The sequence below is a fragment of the Streptomyces sp. DG1A-41 genome, assembly GCF_037055355.1.
Taxonomy (GTDB): domain Bacteria; phylum Actinomycetota; class Actinomycetes; order Streptomycetales; family Streptomycetaceae; genus Streptomyces.
Genome location: NZ_CP146350.1, coordinates 3,372,359 through 3,388,339 on the forward strand (window position 1 = coordinate 3,372,359; position 15,981 = coordinate 3,388,339).

Genomic DNA, 15,981 nt, shown 5'->3' on the forward strand with positions numbered 1-15,981 from the left:
GTTCTTCCCCGTCCTGTCTAGTTGTCCTGGTCGTCCATGTCGTGGAGCGCGTCGGCGACGGCCTTGCGGGACTCCTCGGGAAGAGTCCGGTAGATGCCCCACATCTTCTCCATGGGACTGAGCGACCTCTGGTCGGCTGCGATCCACGCCAGGAAGATCTGCCGCTCCATGGGCGCGAGCGACTCGGCGAGATCCAGGATTACTCCAAGATCGACCTCGCGATCGGTGCTTCCAGCCCCACAACGCTTGCACTCGGTGACGAACTGGTAGTCGTCTCCCCCGTCCGGCAGCACCACCTTCCTGCGGGCCACGTTCAGAACCGACAGCGTGATGCCGTCCTCATACGCTTCGCCACCAGCGATTCCACAGGACCGGCAGAGGTGGTTGTCGGCCTGGAAGATCTTCAGGCGCTGTGCCGTCGTGAGGCTGTTCTTGTGCTTGGGCGCCTTCGACTTGCCCGGAATCCAGACATCGGCGCCCCTAGCGACGAAGCGCTGTTCCTGCTGCTTCAGAGACACGTCATCGCGGCTCGTGTCGATCCGCCACCCGTGATCCCTGAGATCTCGAGTCCGCCGGTCAATCTGAGCAACCTCAGGAAAGGCCGCGCGCAGCTGAGCCTTCGTGAAGACGTTTCCCTCCCCCACCACATCCACCAGCCACAGGGCCGCACGCGCCATGCTTCCCAACTTCTCGTCCTGCCACGACGGCAGCGTCATGCATCGCCTCCGGTCAAGTCGAATGACATACCGCAATAAGCCGTGCATGACGGAAACACCGATACATACCCGGCTTACGCCCCCCGCTTGTCGGGCGGTTGCAGCATCAGTCTGGCACCACAACCCGAAAGGAAGTCCAGCAGTTGAACACTTGCTCCGGAAATAGCAAGAGGCAACTTCCCGCTCCTCAGGCACAATTGCGGAACCTAGACAGACCCTTGGGTCAACGACCAGGGGTTCCGTAGGTCGACCGCCGCACAAGGAGGCAGAAAACGCATGGCACGAGACGGGGGCGTCCCAGTCGAGCGCAGCTGGACAGACAAGAAGTTCCGCAGTGACGTTCCGCCAGGCCAGCGAGCCTTGGCCAAAGCTCTCCAGAATCTATGCCGCCACATCACCCCGGCACCATCGGGCAAATCACCGGAAATGACCCCTACCCAGGCGGATGCAGCCCGGCACTTGCTTTGCAGCGAAAGCTCCCTGTCCAGATTCCTGAGCGGACAGTCGGTGCCACGGCTGCACTCCGTAGAACATCTCTACAAGACGGCCTGCGCCGACGCTGGCGGTGAGCACGCCCTCGGCATCGCCCTTGATGACCTGCGGAGGCTTCACAAAGCGGCTTCGGATGAGCGATGCCAAAGCTGTGTTGATCTGCGGTCACAGCTGACGGCCGCGATATCGCAAGCGGGGGCAGCAGAAGCCGAGATCACCGCTCTACGACAGTCGGCTTCGGGCGACGCGGCAGAGCTGGAGTCCCTCCGACGACAGGTCAAGTCGCTCAAGGACGCTGTTTCCGAACTAAAGGCCACCCGGGCCGGCTTGCAAGCGCGGCTCACCGCCCATGCGGCGCTTGCTCCGCTGCCGGTCCCCCGCCGAAGGGGGGACCGGCAGCGGAGCAAGAACGACTTGTCGGCAGCACGGCAGGTGGCAAAGCGGGCGGCGGAGTTGCGGAGCGAGGGCCAGCAGGATGCCGCACTGACCCTGCTGCGTCACACCGCAGAAGTCCTCAGCCCCGTCGAGACCGCGACGCTGTTCCGAGCACTCCGCCAGCAACAGCAGAACGAGCTCGTGGACAACTTGATCCACATCTACGGACGTGATCACCGAGATCAAGAGGTGATGCACGTAACGTGGGAACTCCATAAACAGGGCTCGCCGGATGACGCCGGCGCTTTGCTCCGGGCTGCGATCGAGTGAGCATCGGCGCTACAGCGCGGAGACTTCCTTCTGCATCGGGACCCGGCCGAGGAGATCGCAGGCGCGCCCGGCGGGGCCCGTCACCCCTACGGGCGGGCGCCCTCAGAAAGTTGGCCGCGCCTGCCCGGAAGCGGGACGGTCACAGCTGCGCCCCCGCCAACGCGCCGACCATCGCTGCCCCGGCCGGCTGCCCGGCCGCGTCCGCAGACAACTTGCCTCCCCTCCCACCTCACTGACAGGCCGAAAACTCGACCCTGCTCAGGAACGACCCGTCGGCACGGCGGCTACGCCAGCGACCAGTCGGCTACTCGTCGCGTCGGCACCATTTCACGTGTTGCCGGACGTCGCCGAACGTTGACGGCGGTACGACATCCTGGGACGGCGGTACGGTAGTTCGAGCCGTCCCCCTGAGAGTTGGGCCGACGGTATCACTCCATGGACCAGAGGAGGATGGCGTGGCAGACGAGCGCCCTGTAAGGCGGTCATCAAAGGTGAAGGTCGCGGAATTTCTGGCGGCCAAGGGGGAAGGCAAGGTGTTCAAGAAGCTTGAGCTGTTCGAGGGCGTTCCCGGTGTGGCTCAGGTGGATCGCCGCATGCGTGACCTACGCGAGCTGGGCTGGCAGATCGACAACTACAAGACCGACCCGCACCTCCAGCCCGACGAGTACCGGCTCACAGCGATCGGCACTCGTATCGACCTTGGTGAACAACCGGAGCGGCCTTCACGACCGCGGATCTCAGCGACTCGCCGCCGTGAAGCCATTGAAGCGGTCGACTCCTTGTGTCAGATGTGCGGCACAAGGGCTGGCGAGGCTTTCTCAGATGGCGAGGATGAGAAAGCGGCCCTTGGTGTCCACATCATCGATCCGAGTCCGCCACCGAACACGGAACTGTCGAACCTGCGTGTGGAGTGCCAGCGTTGCAGCCGCGGAAGCGGGACGGGCAAGCCGCTGCCGACACGCGAAGAGATCTTGGAACAAGCCTCCAACCTCAGCAATCGTGCCGACAAGCGGCGTCTGTACCGGCTCATGCAGTCAGGGCAACCCGAGCGTGACGAAGTTGAGCGGGTTTTCGTCCAGTGGCTGCGGTTGAAGCATGACGACCGAGTGGATGTCATGCTGAAACTCGCAGGAGCTCTGATCGAGGAGGACTGACGACCCTCATTCCTCCAGGGGATGACCGGTGCGCCGAACAGCGCACCGATACCCTGCCCGTGTGATTCGGGCAGTGGTATTCGACGTCGGTGAGTGCTTGGTCGACGAGACCCGCGAGTACGGAAGCTGGGCCGACTGGTTTGGTGTGCCACGGCATACCTTCCATGCGATGTTCGGGGCTGTCATCGCGCAGGGGCGGGACTACAGGGAGACATTTCAGGAGTTCCGGCCCGGCTTCGATCTTTTCGAGGAGCGGGAGAAGCGCGCCGCTGCCGGGCAGCCGGAGAGCTTTGGGGAAGGGGACCTGCACGAGGACAGGCCAGGCGCTGGGGCGGCTCCGGGCGGACGGGCTGTGGCTCGCCATCGCCGGGAACCAGACCGTACGAGCCGGAGGCATTCTGCGGGAGTTGTTCTCCGACGACGTCGACCTGATCGGTACGTCCGACGACTGGGGCGCCAGCAAGCCCAACCCCGAGTTCTTCAAGCGGGTGGCCGACGCCGTGCCCTTCGAGGTCGACGAGATCCTGTATGTCGGTGACCGGTGCGACAACGACATCCGACCCGCCCGAGCAGCAGGGTTGCACACCGCGCTGGTGCATCGCGGGCCGTGAGCCGCCATTCAGTGGAACAGCAGCGAGGCCGTGGAACTGCCGACCTTCCGTATCGAAAGCCTCACTGAACTACCCCAGTGCGTAAGGCAGTTCAACAACCCTCTGCGATAACCGTCGTCGTCAACTACCGAAACGGGTGGCGCCCGCGTTCCACGCGATCGCATCAGGCAGCCTCCGACTCGGCCTCGTAGTGCATCTGAGCCCGGTCGAGAATGTCGTCCGGATCATGGCCGCAGGCGCTGCTCCAGTGGAGCAGATCAGCGATCAGCTCGACCGCCGACTCGACAAGGCTCACCTCTCGGCCTCGCCGGTGCTGGCCTAGCCCGCGCGCGGCACCCTCGTAGTTTTCGAGCGCCTCCACAGCCCGCTCGATACGGCGGCAGTTACTCCCGCTGCTCAGGGGAATCTCGCACCAGACGGCCTTGCCTGCCGCGGTCAGAACGGTGCCCCAGTCCCCTGCCATCGCCGCAAGCAGATGCAGGCCACGGCCGTACTCATCACCGCATCCCGCCTCCCTGACGACGGGGATGACAGGGCTCTTGTCGTGGACTTCGAGGCGTAGGCACTCCGCCTTCCTTTCAAGGATCAGGGTCGCCGACGCCCCTTCACCAACGTGCTTGACGACATTGGTGGCCAGCTCCGCGACAAGGAGTTCTGCTTCGTCAGCGGCGACCAGCATGCCCCACCGGCTGAGCTGCTGAAAGGCTGCTCTCCTCAGCAGGCGCACCTCCGCCGGCGCTGCTTCGAAGGGCAGTACGCAGCGCAGTCGCGACTCCGTGAACTCGCAGTCAGGCATGACCAGTCCTCCCTCCCTGGCCACGCAACACGCTTGATCACGCCGTATCCGTACGGCTGCGCTGCGTAGCGACCCGGAAAGAGCATGGCACAGAGAAATCTCACTGTGTAACTTCTCATGAGAATCTATCGGGTGAACCTGGTGGTGAGCCCGCTTCACCGCTGCCTAGCCTGATGGGCGTCCTCCGGGCTGAGGCCCGGCACATGGCGAAGGAGCCTCATGCCCGAACGGAGCACGACACGACGCCGCCAACTGGGCGCCACCATGCGCAAGTTGCGTTCCCGCACGGGATTGACGCTTGAGGAAGCCGGGCGCCTGGTCGGCGTATCGAAAGCGACCGTCAGCAGGTACGAGACCACTGCCGGACCGGTCAAGTGGATCGTCGTCGACGCGCTCTGCCGTGAGTACGGGGCAACTGACGCTGAGCGGCGAGCAGTTGTCAACCTCGCCAAGGACGCCAAGGAGCAGGGCTGGTGGAGCTCCTTCGCCGACTCGATCCCGGAGAGCATGAACCTGCTGCTCACCCTTGAGGACGAAGCGGTTCGTGAAAACCACTTCTGCTGTGTCTACGTCCCTGGCCTCCTACAGACACGTGACTACAGCACAGCGCTCCAGAGGGCCAATGAAGTGCCTTTGGAGTCGGCAGAGATCGAGCGGCTCGTCGACATCCGCATGAAGCGGCAGGAGATCCTGACCCGTCAGAAGCCGTTGCACCTGTGGGCGATCCTCGATGAATCGGTGGTCCGCCGCGTGGTCGGCTCGCCGGCGGTCATGAAGGATCAGCTCGACCGGCTCCTCGAAGCCAACGAGTCACCTCACATCACTCTCCAGGTGCTGCCGTTCTCCAAGGGAGCCCACGCCGCTGCCCTGGGCAGCTTCGTCATCATCGGCGGCCCTGAACCGGCCCTCGACGTCGTGTACGTCGACTTCCACACAGGCTCCCTCTTCTTGGAAAAGGAAGAGGAACTGGAGCGATACAGACTTGCGTTCGAGTACCTGCGCGCACAAGCGTTGGATATGGAGGCTTCCTCCGCCCTGATCCATCGCGCCCGCAAGGAGCTCTGAATGCCCGCCAGCCCTCAGACCGCCTCTGAGCCGAGGTGGTTCAAGTCGTCGTACAGCGGCGGCAACACCACCGAGTGCCTGGAGTGCGCATACGTCGCTCACGGAGCGCTCATACGCGACTCCAAGTACCAACAACCGGGGCCGATCGTTTCCGTCGGTAGCGAGGCGTGGTGTCGCTTCATTGGTGCATTGAGCAGCGCCCAGGACCAGGCCGGTGCCGCGACGCTGTAGAGAACTTGGCAATGGCCGCAGGTCAACTCTCGGTCCTCGCTGACGCCCCCGTCTCCACTGCTACGGTCGCGTCCATGACGCTCTCGGTCTCCACGGGTCAGGCTGTGGACCTACGGGTACAGCCGGTTGACGAGGTTCTTGATCGCGTCGAGCAGTCTCTGCGAGTGCGCTTGCTCCTGGACACGGTGGTGCGTAAACGCCGATCCGTGGGGGCCAGAACAGACCGCGACACCTGGGTGCGGATCGAGCGGCGCTTGCTCGACAAGATCCCCGACCAGGGGTGGAACGGCACTGAAAGTGCCGCGCGTCTGGAAGGCATCGCCCAGCCTGAATGGCACGGATGTGTGGTCTGGCGGGACACTGACGAGCCGGTGATGTGGCGTGCCGATGAAACCGAGCTCCTGCCAGGGGCTCCCGTCGGAAGCGCCATCTTGAGTGAAGCCCCGGAGCTGCCGGACGATTGGTGGGAGGCGTTGAACGCCTCGTTGGACACCCTGGCGGCACAGGAGACTGGGCGGGTCGCCACACCCGACACCGTCACCATCACCCAGGCCCTCGTCACCGAGTCCATCCGTGGTGTCTTCTCCGGCGACTTCGATACGTCGGTGGAGCGGTGGGTGCCGGCCCACGCGGATCTGAACTGGGCAAACATGACCGCCCCGACATTCAGCATCTTCGACTGGGAGGACTGGGGTAGCGCACCGCTTGGGCTGGATTCGTCATCCCTATGGGCGAGTTCCCTTGCTGTCCCGGCTCTGGCCGATCGCGTACGGCACGAGCGCCGGTCCGACTTCGAGAGCCGGGACGGCAAATTGATGACGTTGTTCGCCTGCTCGAAGATCCTCGGGCCGTACGCGCATCCGGAGGATCCTCGGCTGGAACCCGCCCGGCGCATGGCCGAGCAGACCATCAAGGAGCTTCAGGAGGGCTGACCGCGCGAGCGGTCTCGAAGGAGACTCCGGTACTCCTGGATGGTCCGCTCTTCGACCTCGCCCGCCAAGGCGCCGACGAGTTCGCCCAGATGGGCGGGGTCATCGGTGCCCACGGCAACGGAGCCGACCCGCGGGAGGTGATAGGCGACTCTGAATGCCGCCTGTACACGGGAGAGTTGGCTGCTGTCACGGAGAAATACGCGGGGATCGATCCGGGCCCACACCGGGCCGCTGGTGCTGCCTACGAAAGGGCTCATCCCCCACACCTTGCCGCTGCCCAGACCCCACGCCTTGGTGAGGGCATCCGCGGCGTCCAGCGTTCTGGATCCCACAAGCAAACCGGCGCGGACCATGAGGACCGCTGGCCTCGGTACGGTCATGTCGATCAGGCTCAGCAGCGGTGACGGGTCCCAGGACGCGACGCCCCAGGCTGCGCAGAGCCCCTTCGCCACGGCGGTGTCGAGGGCGGCGCACGCCTGGACAAACGCGTCCTGATGGTGAGGGGCGGCTTCGCGGAGCGAATGCTCCGCATTGTGCAGGAACACCAGGTCCGGCTCTCGCCCGAGGTCCTTGGCCGCCTGTTCCGCAGCAGCGTGCAGGCGTACGGGGTCCAGGGAGTGCTCCACCCCGTCCCGCCCCGGGAAATATCCGATCTTGGTGGAGACCGTGAACTTCGGCAACAGATCACCGGCTGTCCGTGCCAGGACCTGATGTGAGCGGAAGCCAAGGTAGTTGCTGCTGGTGTCAAGTGCGGCGACACCAAGCTCCAGCGCGCCGGTCAGGAGACGGCGTTCGTGACAAGACCGGTGTAACCCGAGGACAACTCGGGGGTCAGCACCGCGCACAGCTCCTCCTTCACCAGGATCTCGGCGACCTCCGGGACTTCGGCTCCGACGACGGTTGCGGCCCGCTCCAGCGGGACGGGCCTGCCGCTGAGCAGCAGGTGCAGTGCGGGCCCGGCCTTGGCAGCGAGGGTGAGCTTCTTCCCTGAGGCCACGACGTCGACGGTCTCCCCGCTTTCCTGGATACGAGGTGGGAAGTGAGTGGTGCACACCACGGCGTCGAGCGGCCCGAGTGTGTCGAGGAACGGCACGTGCCGAGGCAGCGTCGTCTCCTGCTCGTATGCGGCCAGGAAGTCGACCGGGGAGCGTTCGCCGACCAGCTGGGCGGCGGCCGCAGTCAGGGCCTCGCCGCCGGTTCCGTGCCAGCGGTCGAGATCGTGGCGGAAGATCTCCCGCTCGCGACACCAGTCGGCCAGCCACACGAGCCAGCTCGCTCCCGTGCGCTTGGTGATGCCGAAGGTGACGTGAAGGCTCTTGCCGGAGCCGCTGCCGGTCCGTGTCGCCTGGTGCCAGTGGCCTCGGGGGATGTGCATGACGTCACCGGTCCGCATGACGCCGGACCAGATGATTTCGTCGCTCGGAGTGTCGTTGGGGTCGGAGTCCCTGTACATCGGGACCTTGCGGGAAGTCGCGCGCACCTCCCACTTTTTCTCCCCCGCGAGCTGGACGATCACCACATCGTGGTCGTCCCAGTGCAGGGGGAAGCCGGCGGCGTCGTTCGTCGTCAGGTACGCGTTGACCTGGACCCGTTCGCGAGACCACCACTGCAGGGCCCGGCACGCGACCTCCATCGTCGGATCGAAGACGTTGGCCTGGTCCATGATCATTGTCGCGCCATCCCGCAAGAGCCTGCCCAGGCTGCGCATGTTGACCACGGGGATGCTCTGGCCCCTGGGGCTGACGCTGTCGGTGTAGTAGATGGCCGGATGAACCTCCTCGCCCTTCTGGAAGCACCTGAACTGAGGGCGGTTCAGGCTCCGGCGCATCGCGATGTCGAGCAGGCGGTTCGGAGTCATGATGCGGGAGACGAGTGCGGGGTCGTCCATGCTCCCGCGTACGAAGCCCTTGCCCAGTTCCCCGGCCCCGCTCCATCCGAGCGCTGTCTCGATGGCGCTGATCAACCGATGTTCCATAGCTGCGTCCTCCATGGGTTCGACCACGTGACTCGGACACGGTGGGGGCCGACACGGCCGACCGCGTCAGCCCCCACCGCTTGACGCCTACTCGCTGTCGTGCAGGTTGCCGTCGCCACCCGGCCACGGCGCGTCGCCGGAACTCCCGGCGTTGTCCGACCGGAGGCTGTCGTACCGGTCGTGGACGGCGGTCAGCTCTTGTACTGCCACCAGGAGGCCGCTCCGGGTCGGAGGCGGTGCCGTGTGCTCTGCCACCTCGTGCTCCTTCCTCTTCGGTTCTCCCGCCAGGGCTCCGGCAGGAGGTCGATGGCCGCCCCACGGCCGTGGGATAGGTGGGTTGCCGTGGAGCGGCGGCATTGGGGGGCGCGATGAGCCGCGGTCCTACACCGACGATCGGGCAGGTCCGCGATTCATCGACGGGACGCTGACGTCCTGGCGCATGTTGGTGTCCAGAACGCGCTGGTCCAGCTCGTACAGGCACGCGCGGGAGGTATAGAGGCCGCGTGCATTCCGCTCGATCGGACGGACCCGATCCACGTCACCTCGAACGCAACACGTGCCGTCCCATCACACGACCGCCAGGGTGAGCGACTCGTGCTCGGCTACGACCTCGCGCTTCGGCCGTAGCGTGAATAATCTGCGCAGAACGGCGGCTCGGACAGCGGGCTCCGCCATGGGAAGCGCGATCTCCGCCCATACACGCTTCCCGCGGCCGGAAGGCTCCCAGGCACACCGCGACGCGAGAAGTCCGACCAGTGCCAGGCCGCGCCCGCTCTCGTCGTCGGCCTGGGCACAACTCCTGTGCGGAACCGAGGGGTTGTCATCGAGGACGTCGATCACCAGGCGACCGGGCCGGTGAAACAGCGCGACCGTGACGGGCCCTTCCCCATGGACCATGGCGTTGGTGATGAGTTCGGAGGCGACAAGACGGATGGCGTCAGCCGCCTCGTCGTCCAACGGCACGCCCCACGCGCGCACCTTGTCGACGACCTTGCGCCGGGCGAGGGGCACCTCCCTTTCCGCACCCGCGAGGACGAACCGATGGACGAGCGTGGGCATGGCGGACGCCTCCGAAGAGCTGGAGGGCGGCTCCGCCCCCGACAGAGAGACAGGGGCGAAGCCGCCGATCTGAGGAACCGTTCCAGGAGCGAACGCCGTGCGTGCTCCGTGAACGGCTGATACTCAGTCAACGACCCTGTCCAGCAAGGCGGAACGTTTCTAAGGGGTTCCTCATGAGGACGCCCTCGCCGTGCGCGGACACGCGACGTAGTCTCCCCACTACGCCGTGAGGGGATGACGGGAGTGATGACGTGCCTGGTGAGTCGTTGGCAGTTCATCCGCTGAGCTTCCTCCGCCAGACACGCGGATGGGGGAAGGCCGAGTTCGCCCGACTCATGCAGGCGCACGGGCGGTTGCTCGGAATCCCGCTAGCGACCAACCGGACGACCGTATGGAAGTGGGAGCAGGGGCAGGAGCCGGACGCGGACGCCCAGCGCGTACTCGCTGACCTGTTACGCGTCCCGTACGAGCAGGCCCGGAAGGAAGGATGGCCCCGGTGGCTTCCGGTCTGGGAGGTGACGGGGCTCACCGCCCCGTGGACCGAGGCCGGTACCGTTGAGGCGTTGTCCGAACTCGTGGGGAGTGGCCGCATGGATCGCCGGGGCTTTCTCACGATCACCGGGGCCGCCCTGACCGGCCTCGCGGCGAGCTGGGTGGACGCGCCCTCCGCCTTCGCCTCAGCCCTCAACGGGGATCAGGTCACGGACACGATGGTCTCGACGATCGAAAAGCGCATCAGCACGCTCCGCACTCTCGACGATCAACTCGGAGGCGCCACGCTTCTGGAGCAGGCACGCGGCGATCTCGCCCTGGTGACCGGTCTCCTGAGCGCTGGCCGGTACACGGACACGGTGCGCGTCCGCCTCTACGGTCTGGCGGCCCGGGTATCGCACCTGACCGGGTGGATGGCCTACGACGCAGGGCTGCGGTCTGCCGGCCAGCGTTACTACGTCGGGGCCCTACGCAGCGCCCGTACCGCTGGAGACGACGCATTCGGAGCCTTCATCCTCGCGGAGATGGGCGTTCACGTCTCCGAAGCCGGACGAACCGCCGAGCGTGTCGACCTCATCTCCACCGCCATCGACAACGCACCTCGAACGCTGTCGCCGTACACCCAGTCCTTCCTCTACCTGCACAAGGCCGAGGCACTGTCGCGCGACGGCGACCACCAGAAAGCCGGAGCGGCGCTCAACCGTGCCTTGTCTCTCTGGGAGCGCCACACGGCGGAGGAGAATCCGGACTGGCTCGACTGGTTCGGTGAGGCCCAGTTGAAGTCGACCGAGGGCAAGGTTCTGCTGCGGTCCGGGGAGGTGGAGCGCGCGACGGGTTCCCTGGAGACCTCCGTGAAGAGCGCGGCTCCTCGGGACAAGGCCGTACGGTCCAGCCGCCTGGCTGAGGCCCGGCTCGCTGGTGGTGACCTGGAGGGGGCGCTGGACGCCGCGAACTACGGCGCCGAGCTCTTGGAGACCAGTGTCAGCTCCGTACGGGCTCTGGACCGCTTGAAGGAGTTCTCCGCGCGGCTCGAACCGCGCAAGTCCGTCCCCGCTGTCCGTGAGTTCCGTGAGCGCCTTCAGGCTCTGCCCGTCGCGGCTTAGCAGTCACTTTTCGGACTTCGAGGGCGAGCCCACCCCCTCGGAGTATGCGGTTCCAATGCCAGGATGGACGGCATGACGACGATCGACGGTGAGGTCGCGGCTCGGTTCGAACCGGTGCGTGAGGCGTTCGCGGCGAACTTCTCCCAGCACGGGGACATCGGCGCGGCGGTGTGCGTGTACCAGTACGGTCAACCGGTGGTTGACCTGTGGGGTGGCGTCGCCGATCCCAAAGCCGGTTGTCCGTGGACGCGGGACACGCTGCAACTCGTCTACTCGGCTACCAAGGGGGCGACCGCGACCGCAGCGCACATGCTGGCCGAGCATGGTGCGCTGGACTTGGACGCGCCGGTGGCGAAGTACTGGCCGGAGTTCGCCGCGAACGGCAAGGCAGACATCCCGGTGCGCTGGTTGCTGTCCCACCAGGCTGGTTTGATCACGCTGGACCACCCGGTCCCACTGAACGAGGCGTTGGCCTGGCATCCAATGGCGGCCGCACTGGCCGCTCAGCGTCCCCAGTGGACTCCTGGCACGGCGCACGGATACCACGGTCGGACCTGGGGCTGGCTCGTCGGCGAGGTGATCCGCCGGGTGTCCGGCCAGACGCCGGGCCGTTTCTTCGCCGACGAGATCGCCGCCCCCCTCGAGCTGGACTTCTTCATCGGATTGCCGACGCGTGAGCGTGACCGGGTGAGCCGCATGGTGCACAAGCAGCCAGAGGTCGACCTCACCTCCGCTCCCCCAGAGTCGATCCCAGATGAACTCCGCGACCTGGTTGCCGCCTGGCGCGATCCGAATTCGTTCAGCAACAGGGCGTTCGCCGTCACAGATCCGGCTGAGATCGACTTCAACTCGCCCGAGGTGCAGGCCGCAGAGCTCCCGGCCTCCAACGGGATCGGCACCGCGCGCGGGCTGGCACGTATGTACGCCGCGCTGATCGGTGATGTGGATGGCGTGCGTCTGTTCAGTCCTGGGACCCTTGCGCTGGCGACTGCGGAGCAGGTCAGCGGGGTCGATCAGGTGATGTTGACGCCGAGCCGGTTCTGTTCGGGCTACATGTTGCCCACCGAGAACAACGCCATGGCCGGTCCGAAGTCGTTCGGTCACACCGGTCGAGGTGGCTCCCTCGGCTTCGCCGACCCGGTGCACGGCATCGCCTTCGGCTACGTGATGAACCACATCATCGGAGGGCCAGACGATGTTCGGGCGGCGTCGCTGGTTGAGGCAGTGCGCAAGTCCCTGGCGTAGCAGACCAGGTCCGTAATCATCACGTTGGCTGTGACGTACTCACGGCCGCCCGGTTCTTCCGAGGTTGGCGGTTCCGGGGCGAGCGGCCCAGGGGTGGGGCGGCGGGGCCGGTTGGGGCGGGGTGCGGGGCCGTCGCCGGGGAGCTGGCGGGTGGTGGTGGCCGTTGGGGTACGGAGGCACCTCGGCGTAGTTCGTCCAGCGTGAGTCAGTCAGTACTCCAGCCTCCACTCTTGCCGGGCCGCGGCCCGACCCACCAGGTATCGCTCTTCATCCCGATCGTGGTGGGCACTCTGACGGTCATCCCCGGCCGCGCCACGCTCTGGCGGGGCTGCCTCCATCTGGTGCTGGTTGCGGTGTACTTGGTGCTGGCGGTCACCCCCTGGCGGCACCGGCTCCCGCGCCGGGGGACCTGCCGCCCAGCCCCGGGATCAGCACCGCCGCCACCGCCAGGTGCATCAGCGCGAGGGAGGCCCGGGTGCCACCGTCCATGCCGTCGCCGATGAACGGCAGGAAGGACACGGCCAGTACAGCGCCGGCCACTCCCGTCCAGATGGCGCGGGCGCGCCGTGCCCCGAACCGCTCCAGGGCGGCCAGCAGTCCCCAGCCGGAGAGCGACGCGAGCAGTGCGACGACCGCCACAGGTACGGCGCCGATGTCGAGCGTCTGCTCGCCGTCGGCGATCCGCAGGCGGTGCCCCAGCAGTGGGTCCGCGACCAGCCACACCAGGACGGGGGCCGGGACGGCCAGGGCCGTAACCGCCAGGCGCTTTCGCCCTGTGCTCATTTGGCGTCCCCCGAGAGCGCCCCGTTCAGGAAGACCTCCACCAGCTCCTGCGGGGTCAGGTCGGGCTCGTCCTCCGTACGCGGCTGGGTGAAGAGCAGCCCGAAGAAGAGGGCCGCGATCTGCTCCGGCGGCCGGCGCAGGGCGGCCTTGTCGGGCTCCAGCAACTCCGCGAGGGCCGCGCGGATACGAGTCGTCGACTCGTTGCGGCCCGCGCCGCGCACCGTGCCGGGATGCTTGCCGCCGCGATGCCCCAGCGAGCCGGCGATCGCGCCCATCCTGGACATGTGCGCCTGTAGCGCCTCGGCCGCCTCCGCGAGCCGGTCGGGCAGCGGCTGGGACAGGTCGATCGCGTCGAGCTCGCGGACCGCGTGCTCGGGGGAGAGCGCCTCGGACATGCAGGCCTGTAGCAGCTCGTCCTTGTCGGCGAAGACCCGGAAGATCGTGCCCTCGCCGATGCCCGCGGCGCGGGCGATCTTCGCGGTCGTCACCGCGGCGCCGTACTCGGCGATCAACGGGATCGCGGTCTGGATGATCATTTCGCGGCGCTGCTCCGGCGACATGGCGGGGGCGCGGCGGCGGGTGGTCTGGTTTTCCTCAGCTGCTGTCATGACCGCGAGAGTACGGAGTGAGTCCTCACTCCGTCAATGAGTGAGGACTCACTCCGCTCACTTTTCCCGCACGACCACCGGGCTCGGATGCGCTCACCCGGGTGGTTCGGTGCCCGCCGCGGCCGTCAGGCCGGGTTTCGCGGGAGCGGAGCCGTTTCCGTCGCCGCAGGTGGTGGTGGCCTGCCAGGCCGTGCTGGAGGAGGAACGTCGCCGCGGGTTCCCCGGCGGGGTGGTGGTCTCTGTGGGCGAGGTGCGTGCCGTCGGGGGTGGTGAGGGTCGCGGACCTCGTGCGGGTCAAGTGGCGGCTCCTGTCGGTGGCTTGGCCGTCTGTCCGACGACGACCGGCCCGACGGCCACCGTCGGCCTCGGCGGTGGCCGTCGTACGCGGGTCAGGAGCCTACGACGCCGGGCTCAGGTCCGCTCGGCCGAAGAGGAGGGCGTAGCCGGCGGGGAGCTGGGCCAGGATGCGGGTCACCAGGTCATCGCCGACCAGGGACGGCAGCACGCTCAGGACCGAGCTGACGTCCCAGCGGGCCGTGGCGGGGGTCGCTCCCTCGATACGGGCCGCGACGGAGTCGACGAACTCCGCGGCGGTCAGCCGGCGCGTGGCCGGGATCTGGGAGGCGACCACCCGGGCGGCCTCTTCGGGCAGGGCACGGGCGAGGTCGACCCGTTCGTCGCCGATCACATGACCGCCGAGGGCGGACAGGACGATACGGGTGACACGCTCCGCCTCCGACCTGGTGGGGTACTGGCCCGATTCCCGCACCGCTCCGATCAGTCGGGTCCAGGCGTTGTCGTCACCTCGGGTGTCGTGGTTGTGCGGCGCGGCGGGGATCAGGGCCTCCGAGGCCGTGAGAGTAGTCGTCACACTGGGCACCGTCGTCACGCTCATGTGTGGGTCTTCCTCCGGATCCGGTCCTGCGTCACGCCGCCGGGCTCGGACTCCGGCGGCGGGGGTGAGGGTTGGGGGCGGGCTGCCCCGCGGGTGGGACGTCCTCGGGACAGCCCTCGTGGGTGCGTGGGTACGGGAGGGCCGTGCCGTCAGCCGCTGAGCTGCTTGGGCTTGTCGCCGCCCGTGATCTGGATGCGGCGCGGCTTGGCCTGCTCGGCCACCGGGATGCGCAGGGTCAGGACGCCGGCCTCGTACGAGGCGTCGATGCGCTCCGTGTCCAGCGTGTCGCCGAGGAAGAGCTGGCGGGTGAAGCTGCCGGTGGGACGCTCGGCGACGAGGAGCTCCGCGTCCTCGGGGGCGGGGGACCTGCGCTCTGCTCGGACGTTCAGGACGTTGCGTTCGACGTCCAGCTCGATCGACTCGGGGTCGATGCCGGGGAGGTCGAAGTGGACGAGGAACTCGTCCCCGGAGCGGTAGGCATCCATCGCCATCGCCGACGGGCGGGTGGCGGGGCCGAGGACCTGCTGGGTGAGCCGGTCGAGTTCACGGAAGGGGTCCGTGCGCATGAGCATCACTGGTCACTCCTCTCTTCAGGCTTTGCCTGTGCGATGCCCTTACGTTCTGCGTCTTCTTATATAACTCGGAGGAGGAAACTTGACAAGCCTCGACTCACATCGGAGAGGTGATCTTGTGGTGCCCCGGCGCAGGCGCCCGTCACCTGGGGCGTTAGCCTCAAGACCGCACGAGCGAGGGCACAGGAGGCAGGAATGGCGAAGGTTCCCAGTGCGGTGATCGCCGCGAGCGGGCTCGTGGGCGGGTACGGCGTGGCCCGCTGGACCAGGCAGCGGCCGCTCGGCGGGGCCGTGCTCGCCGTCGCCGGGGCCGCGGCCGCGCGGCAGTGGCGGCAGCAGGCCGGCGGGGTGGCCGCGGGGGCGTTGTCGGCCGCGTATGTCGCCGCCTTCGCCGGGTCGCATCCGCTGGCCAAGAAGGTGGGGGCCTGGCCTGCCGTGTTCGGGGTGGCGGGGGCCGTGGCGGTGGCGTCCTGGGTGGTCGCCGACCGGCGCGGTTGAGCCGAGCGCACAGCGAAGAACCCCGGCCCTGAAACCCAGGGCCGGGGTT

The 15,981-nt window shown here is 67.1% G+C and carries 18 protein-coding genes and 1 pseudogene; 9 read left to right on the forward strand and 10 right to left on the reverse strand.

The features are described from left to right. Nucleotides 1-17: 17 nt before the first annotated feature. Nucleotides 18-716, reverse strand: coding sequence for a hypothetical protein (locus V8690_RS15610; RefSeq protein ID WP_338779344.1), 699 nt, complete (start codon nucleotides 714-716; stop codon nucleotides 18-20). 276 nt (nucleotides 717-992) lie between these two features. Between V8690_RS15610 and V8690_RS15615 the strand changes: the two genes are divergently transcribed. The 3 genes and pseudogenes from V8690_RS15615 (at nucleotide 993) to V8690_RS15625 (ending at nucleotide 3,789) form a co-directional block, all read left to right on the forward strand. After that, a complete protein-coding gene (locus tag V8690_RS15615) occupies nucleotides 993-1,913 on the forward strand; it encodes a hypothetical protein (protein ID WP_338779345.1) in 921 nt (306 codons plus the stop codon). Between the two features lie 455 nt (nucleotides 1,914-2,368). Next, entirely contained in the window at nucleotides 2,369-3,067 is a 699-nt protein-coding gene (locus V8690_RS15620) for a hypothetical protein (protein WP_338779346.1), read from the forward strand. 61 nt (nucleotides 3,068-3,128) lie between these two features. Next, a pseudogene (locus V8690_RS15625) lies at nucleotides 3,129-3,789 on the forward strand (HAD family hydrolase). Nucleotides 3,790-3,841: 52 nt separating this feature from the next. On the opposite strand, the gene V8690_RS15630 reads toward V8690_RS15625, so the two are convergent. Continuing rightward, on the reverse strand, nucleotides 3,842-4,474 hold the full coding sequence (locus V8690_RS15630) for an ATP-binding protein (protein WP_338779347.1): 633 nt from the start codon (nucleotides 4,472-4,474) through the stop codon (nucleotides 3,842-3,844). Nucleotides 4,475-4,693: 219 nt separating this feature from the next. On the opposite strand from V8690_RS15630, the gene V8690_RS15635 reads away from it, so the two are divergent. The 3 genes from V8690_RS15635 (at nucleotide 4,694) to V8690_RS15645 (ending at nucleotide 6,702) form a co-directional block, all read left to right on the forward strand. Then, complete coding sequence (locus V8690_RS15635; protein WP_338779348.1) at nucleotides 4,694-5,539, forward strand: helix-turn-helix transcriptional regulator; 846 nt, start codon at nucleotides 4,694-4,696, stop codon at nucleotides 5,537-5,539. Then, a complete protein-coding gene (locus tag V8690_RS15640) occupies nucleotides 5,540-5,770 on the forward strand; it encodes a DUF397 domain-containing protein (RefSeq protein WP_338779349.1) in 231 nt (76 codons plus the stop codon). A 74-nt stretch (nucleotides 5,771-5,844) separates the two neighbouring features. Continuing rightward, complete coding sequence (locus tag V8690_RS15645; RefSeq protein ID WP_338779350.1) at nucleotides 5,845-6,702, forward strand: hypothetical protein; 858 nt, start codon at nucleotides 5,845-5,847, stop codon at nucleotides 6,700-6,702. Here the strand turns inward: V8690_RS15645 and V8690_RS15650 are convergent. From V8690_RS15650 to V8690_RS15665, 4 genes are all read right to left on the reverse strand, one after another. Further along, nucleotides 6,690-7,547: an aldo/keto reductase gene (locus V8690_RS15650; protein ID WP_338779351.1), complete on the reverse strand. Its 858-nt coding sequence runs from the start codon at nucleotides 7,545-7,547 to the stop codon at nucleotides 6,690-6,692. The genes V8690_RS15645 and V8690_RS15650 overlap by 13 nt on opposite strands. After that, nucleotides 7,481-8,677 carry a cupin domain-containing protein gene (locus tag V8690_RS15655; protein ID WP_338779352.1) on the reverse strand — a complete coding sequence of 399 codons (1,197 nt, stop codon included), beginning with the start codon at nucleotides 8,675-8,677 and terminating at the stop codon, nucleotides 7,481-7,483. Before V8690_RS15655 ends, V8690_RS15650 begins: the two co-directional genes overlap by 67 nt. Before the next feature lie 87 nt (nucleotides 8,678-8,764). Next, on the reverse strand, nucleotides 8,765-8,932 hold the full coding sequence (locus V8690_RS15660) for a hypothetical protein (protein ID WP_338779353.1): 168 nt from the start codon (nucleotides 8,930-8,932) through the stop codon (nucleotides 8,765-8,767). A 312-nt stretch (nucleotides 8,933-9,244) separates the two neighbouring features. Further along, on the reverse strand, nucleotides 9,245-9,736 hold the full coding sequence (locus tag V8690_RS15665) for an ATP-binding protein (RefSeq protein ID WP_338779354.1): 492 nt from the start codon (nucleotides 9,734-9,736) through the stop codon (nucleotides 9,245-9,247). A gap of 251 nt (nucleotides 9,737-9,987) precedes the next feature. Here V8690_RS15665 and V8690_RS15670 point away from each other — a divergent pair, with 251 nt between their 5' ends. Then, a complete protein-coding gene (locus V8690_RS15670; protein WP_338779355.1) occupies nucleotides 9,988-11,331 on the forward strand; it encodes a transcriptional regulator in 1,344 nt (447 codons plus the stop codon). Nucleotides 11,332-11,403: 72 nt separating this feature from the next. Beyond that, nucleotides 11,404-12,576 carry a serine hydrolase domain-containing protein gene (locus V8690_RS15675; protein ID WP_338779356.1) on the forward strand — a complete coding sequence of 391 codons (1,173 nt, stop codon included), beginning with the start codon at nucleotides 11,404-11,406 and terminating at the stop codon, nucleotides 12,574-12,576. Between the two features lie 372 nt (nucleotides 12,577-12,948). Here V8690_RS15675 and V8690_RS15680 read toward each other — a convergent pair whose 3' ends face one another. From V8690_RS15680 to V8690_RS15695, 4 genes are all read right to left on the reverse strand, one after another. Next, nucleotides 12,949-13,359 (reverse strand): DUF6069 family protein, encoded by a 411-nt coding sequence (locus V8690_RS15680; RefSeq protein ID WP_338779357.1) that lies wholly within the window; start codon nucleotides 13,357-13,359, stop codon nucleotides 12,949-12,951. After that, a complete protein-coding gene (locus V8690_RS15685; protein ID WP_338779358.1) occupies nucleotides 13,356-13,967 on the reverse strand; it encodes a TetR/AcrR family transcriptional regulator in 612 nt (203 codons plus the stop codon). Before V8690_RS15685 ends, V8690_RS15680 begins: the two co-directional genes overlap by 4 nt. Before the next feature lie 397 nt (nucleotides 13,968-14,364). After that, nucleotides 14,365-14,862, reverse strand: coding sequence for a DUF2267 domain-containing protein (locus V8690_RS15690; RefSeq protein WP_338779359.1), 498 nt, complete (start codon nucleotides 14,860-14,862; stop codon nucleotides 14,365-14,367). A 149-nt stretch (nucleotides 14,863-15,011) separates the two neighbouring features. After that, nucleotides 15,012-15,434 carry an Hsp20/alpha crystallin family protein gene (locus V8690_RS15695; protein WP_338779360.1) on the reverse strand — a complete coding sequence of 141 codons (423 nt, stop codon included), beginning with the start codon at nucleotides 15,432-15,434 and terminating at the stop codon, nucleotides 15,012-15,014. Between the two features lie 195 nt (nucleotides 15,435-15,629). Between V8690_RS15695 and V8690_RS15700 the strand changes: the two genes are divergently transcribed. Continuing rightward, a complete protein-coding gene (locus tag V8690_RS15700) occupies nucleotides 15,630-15,932 on the forward strand; it encodes a hypothetical protein (RefSeq protein WP_020272524.1) in 303 nt (100 codons plus the stop codon). Nucleotides 15,933-15,981: the final 49 nt, after the last annotated feature.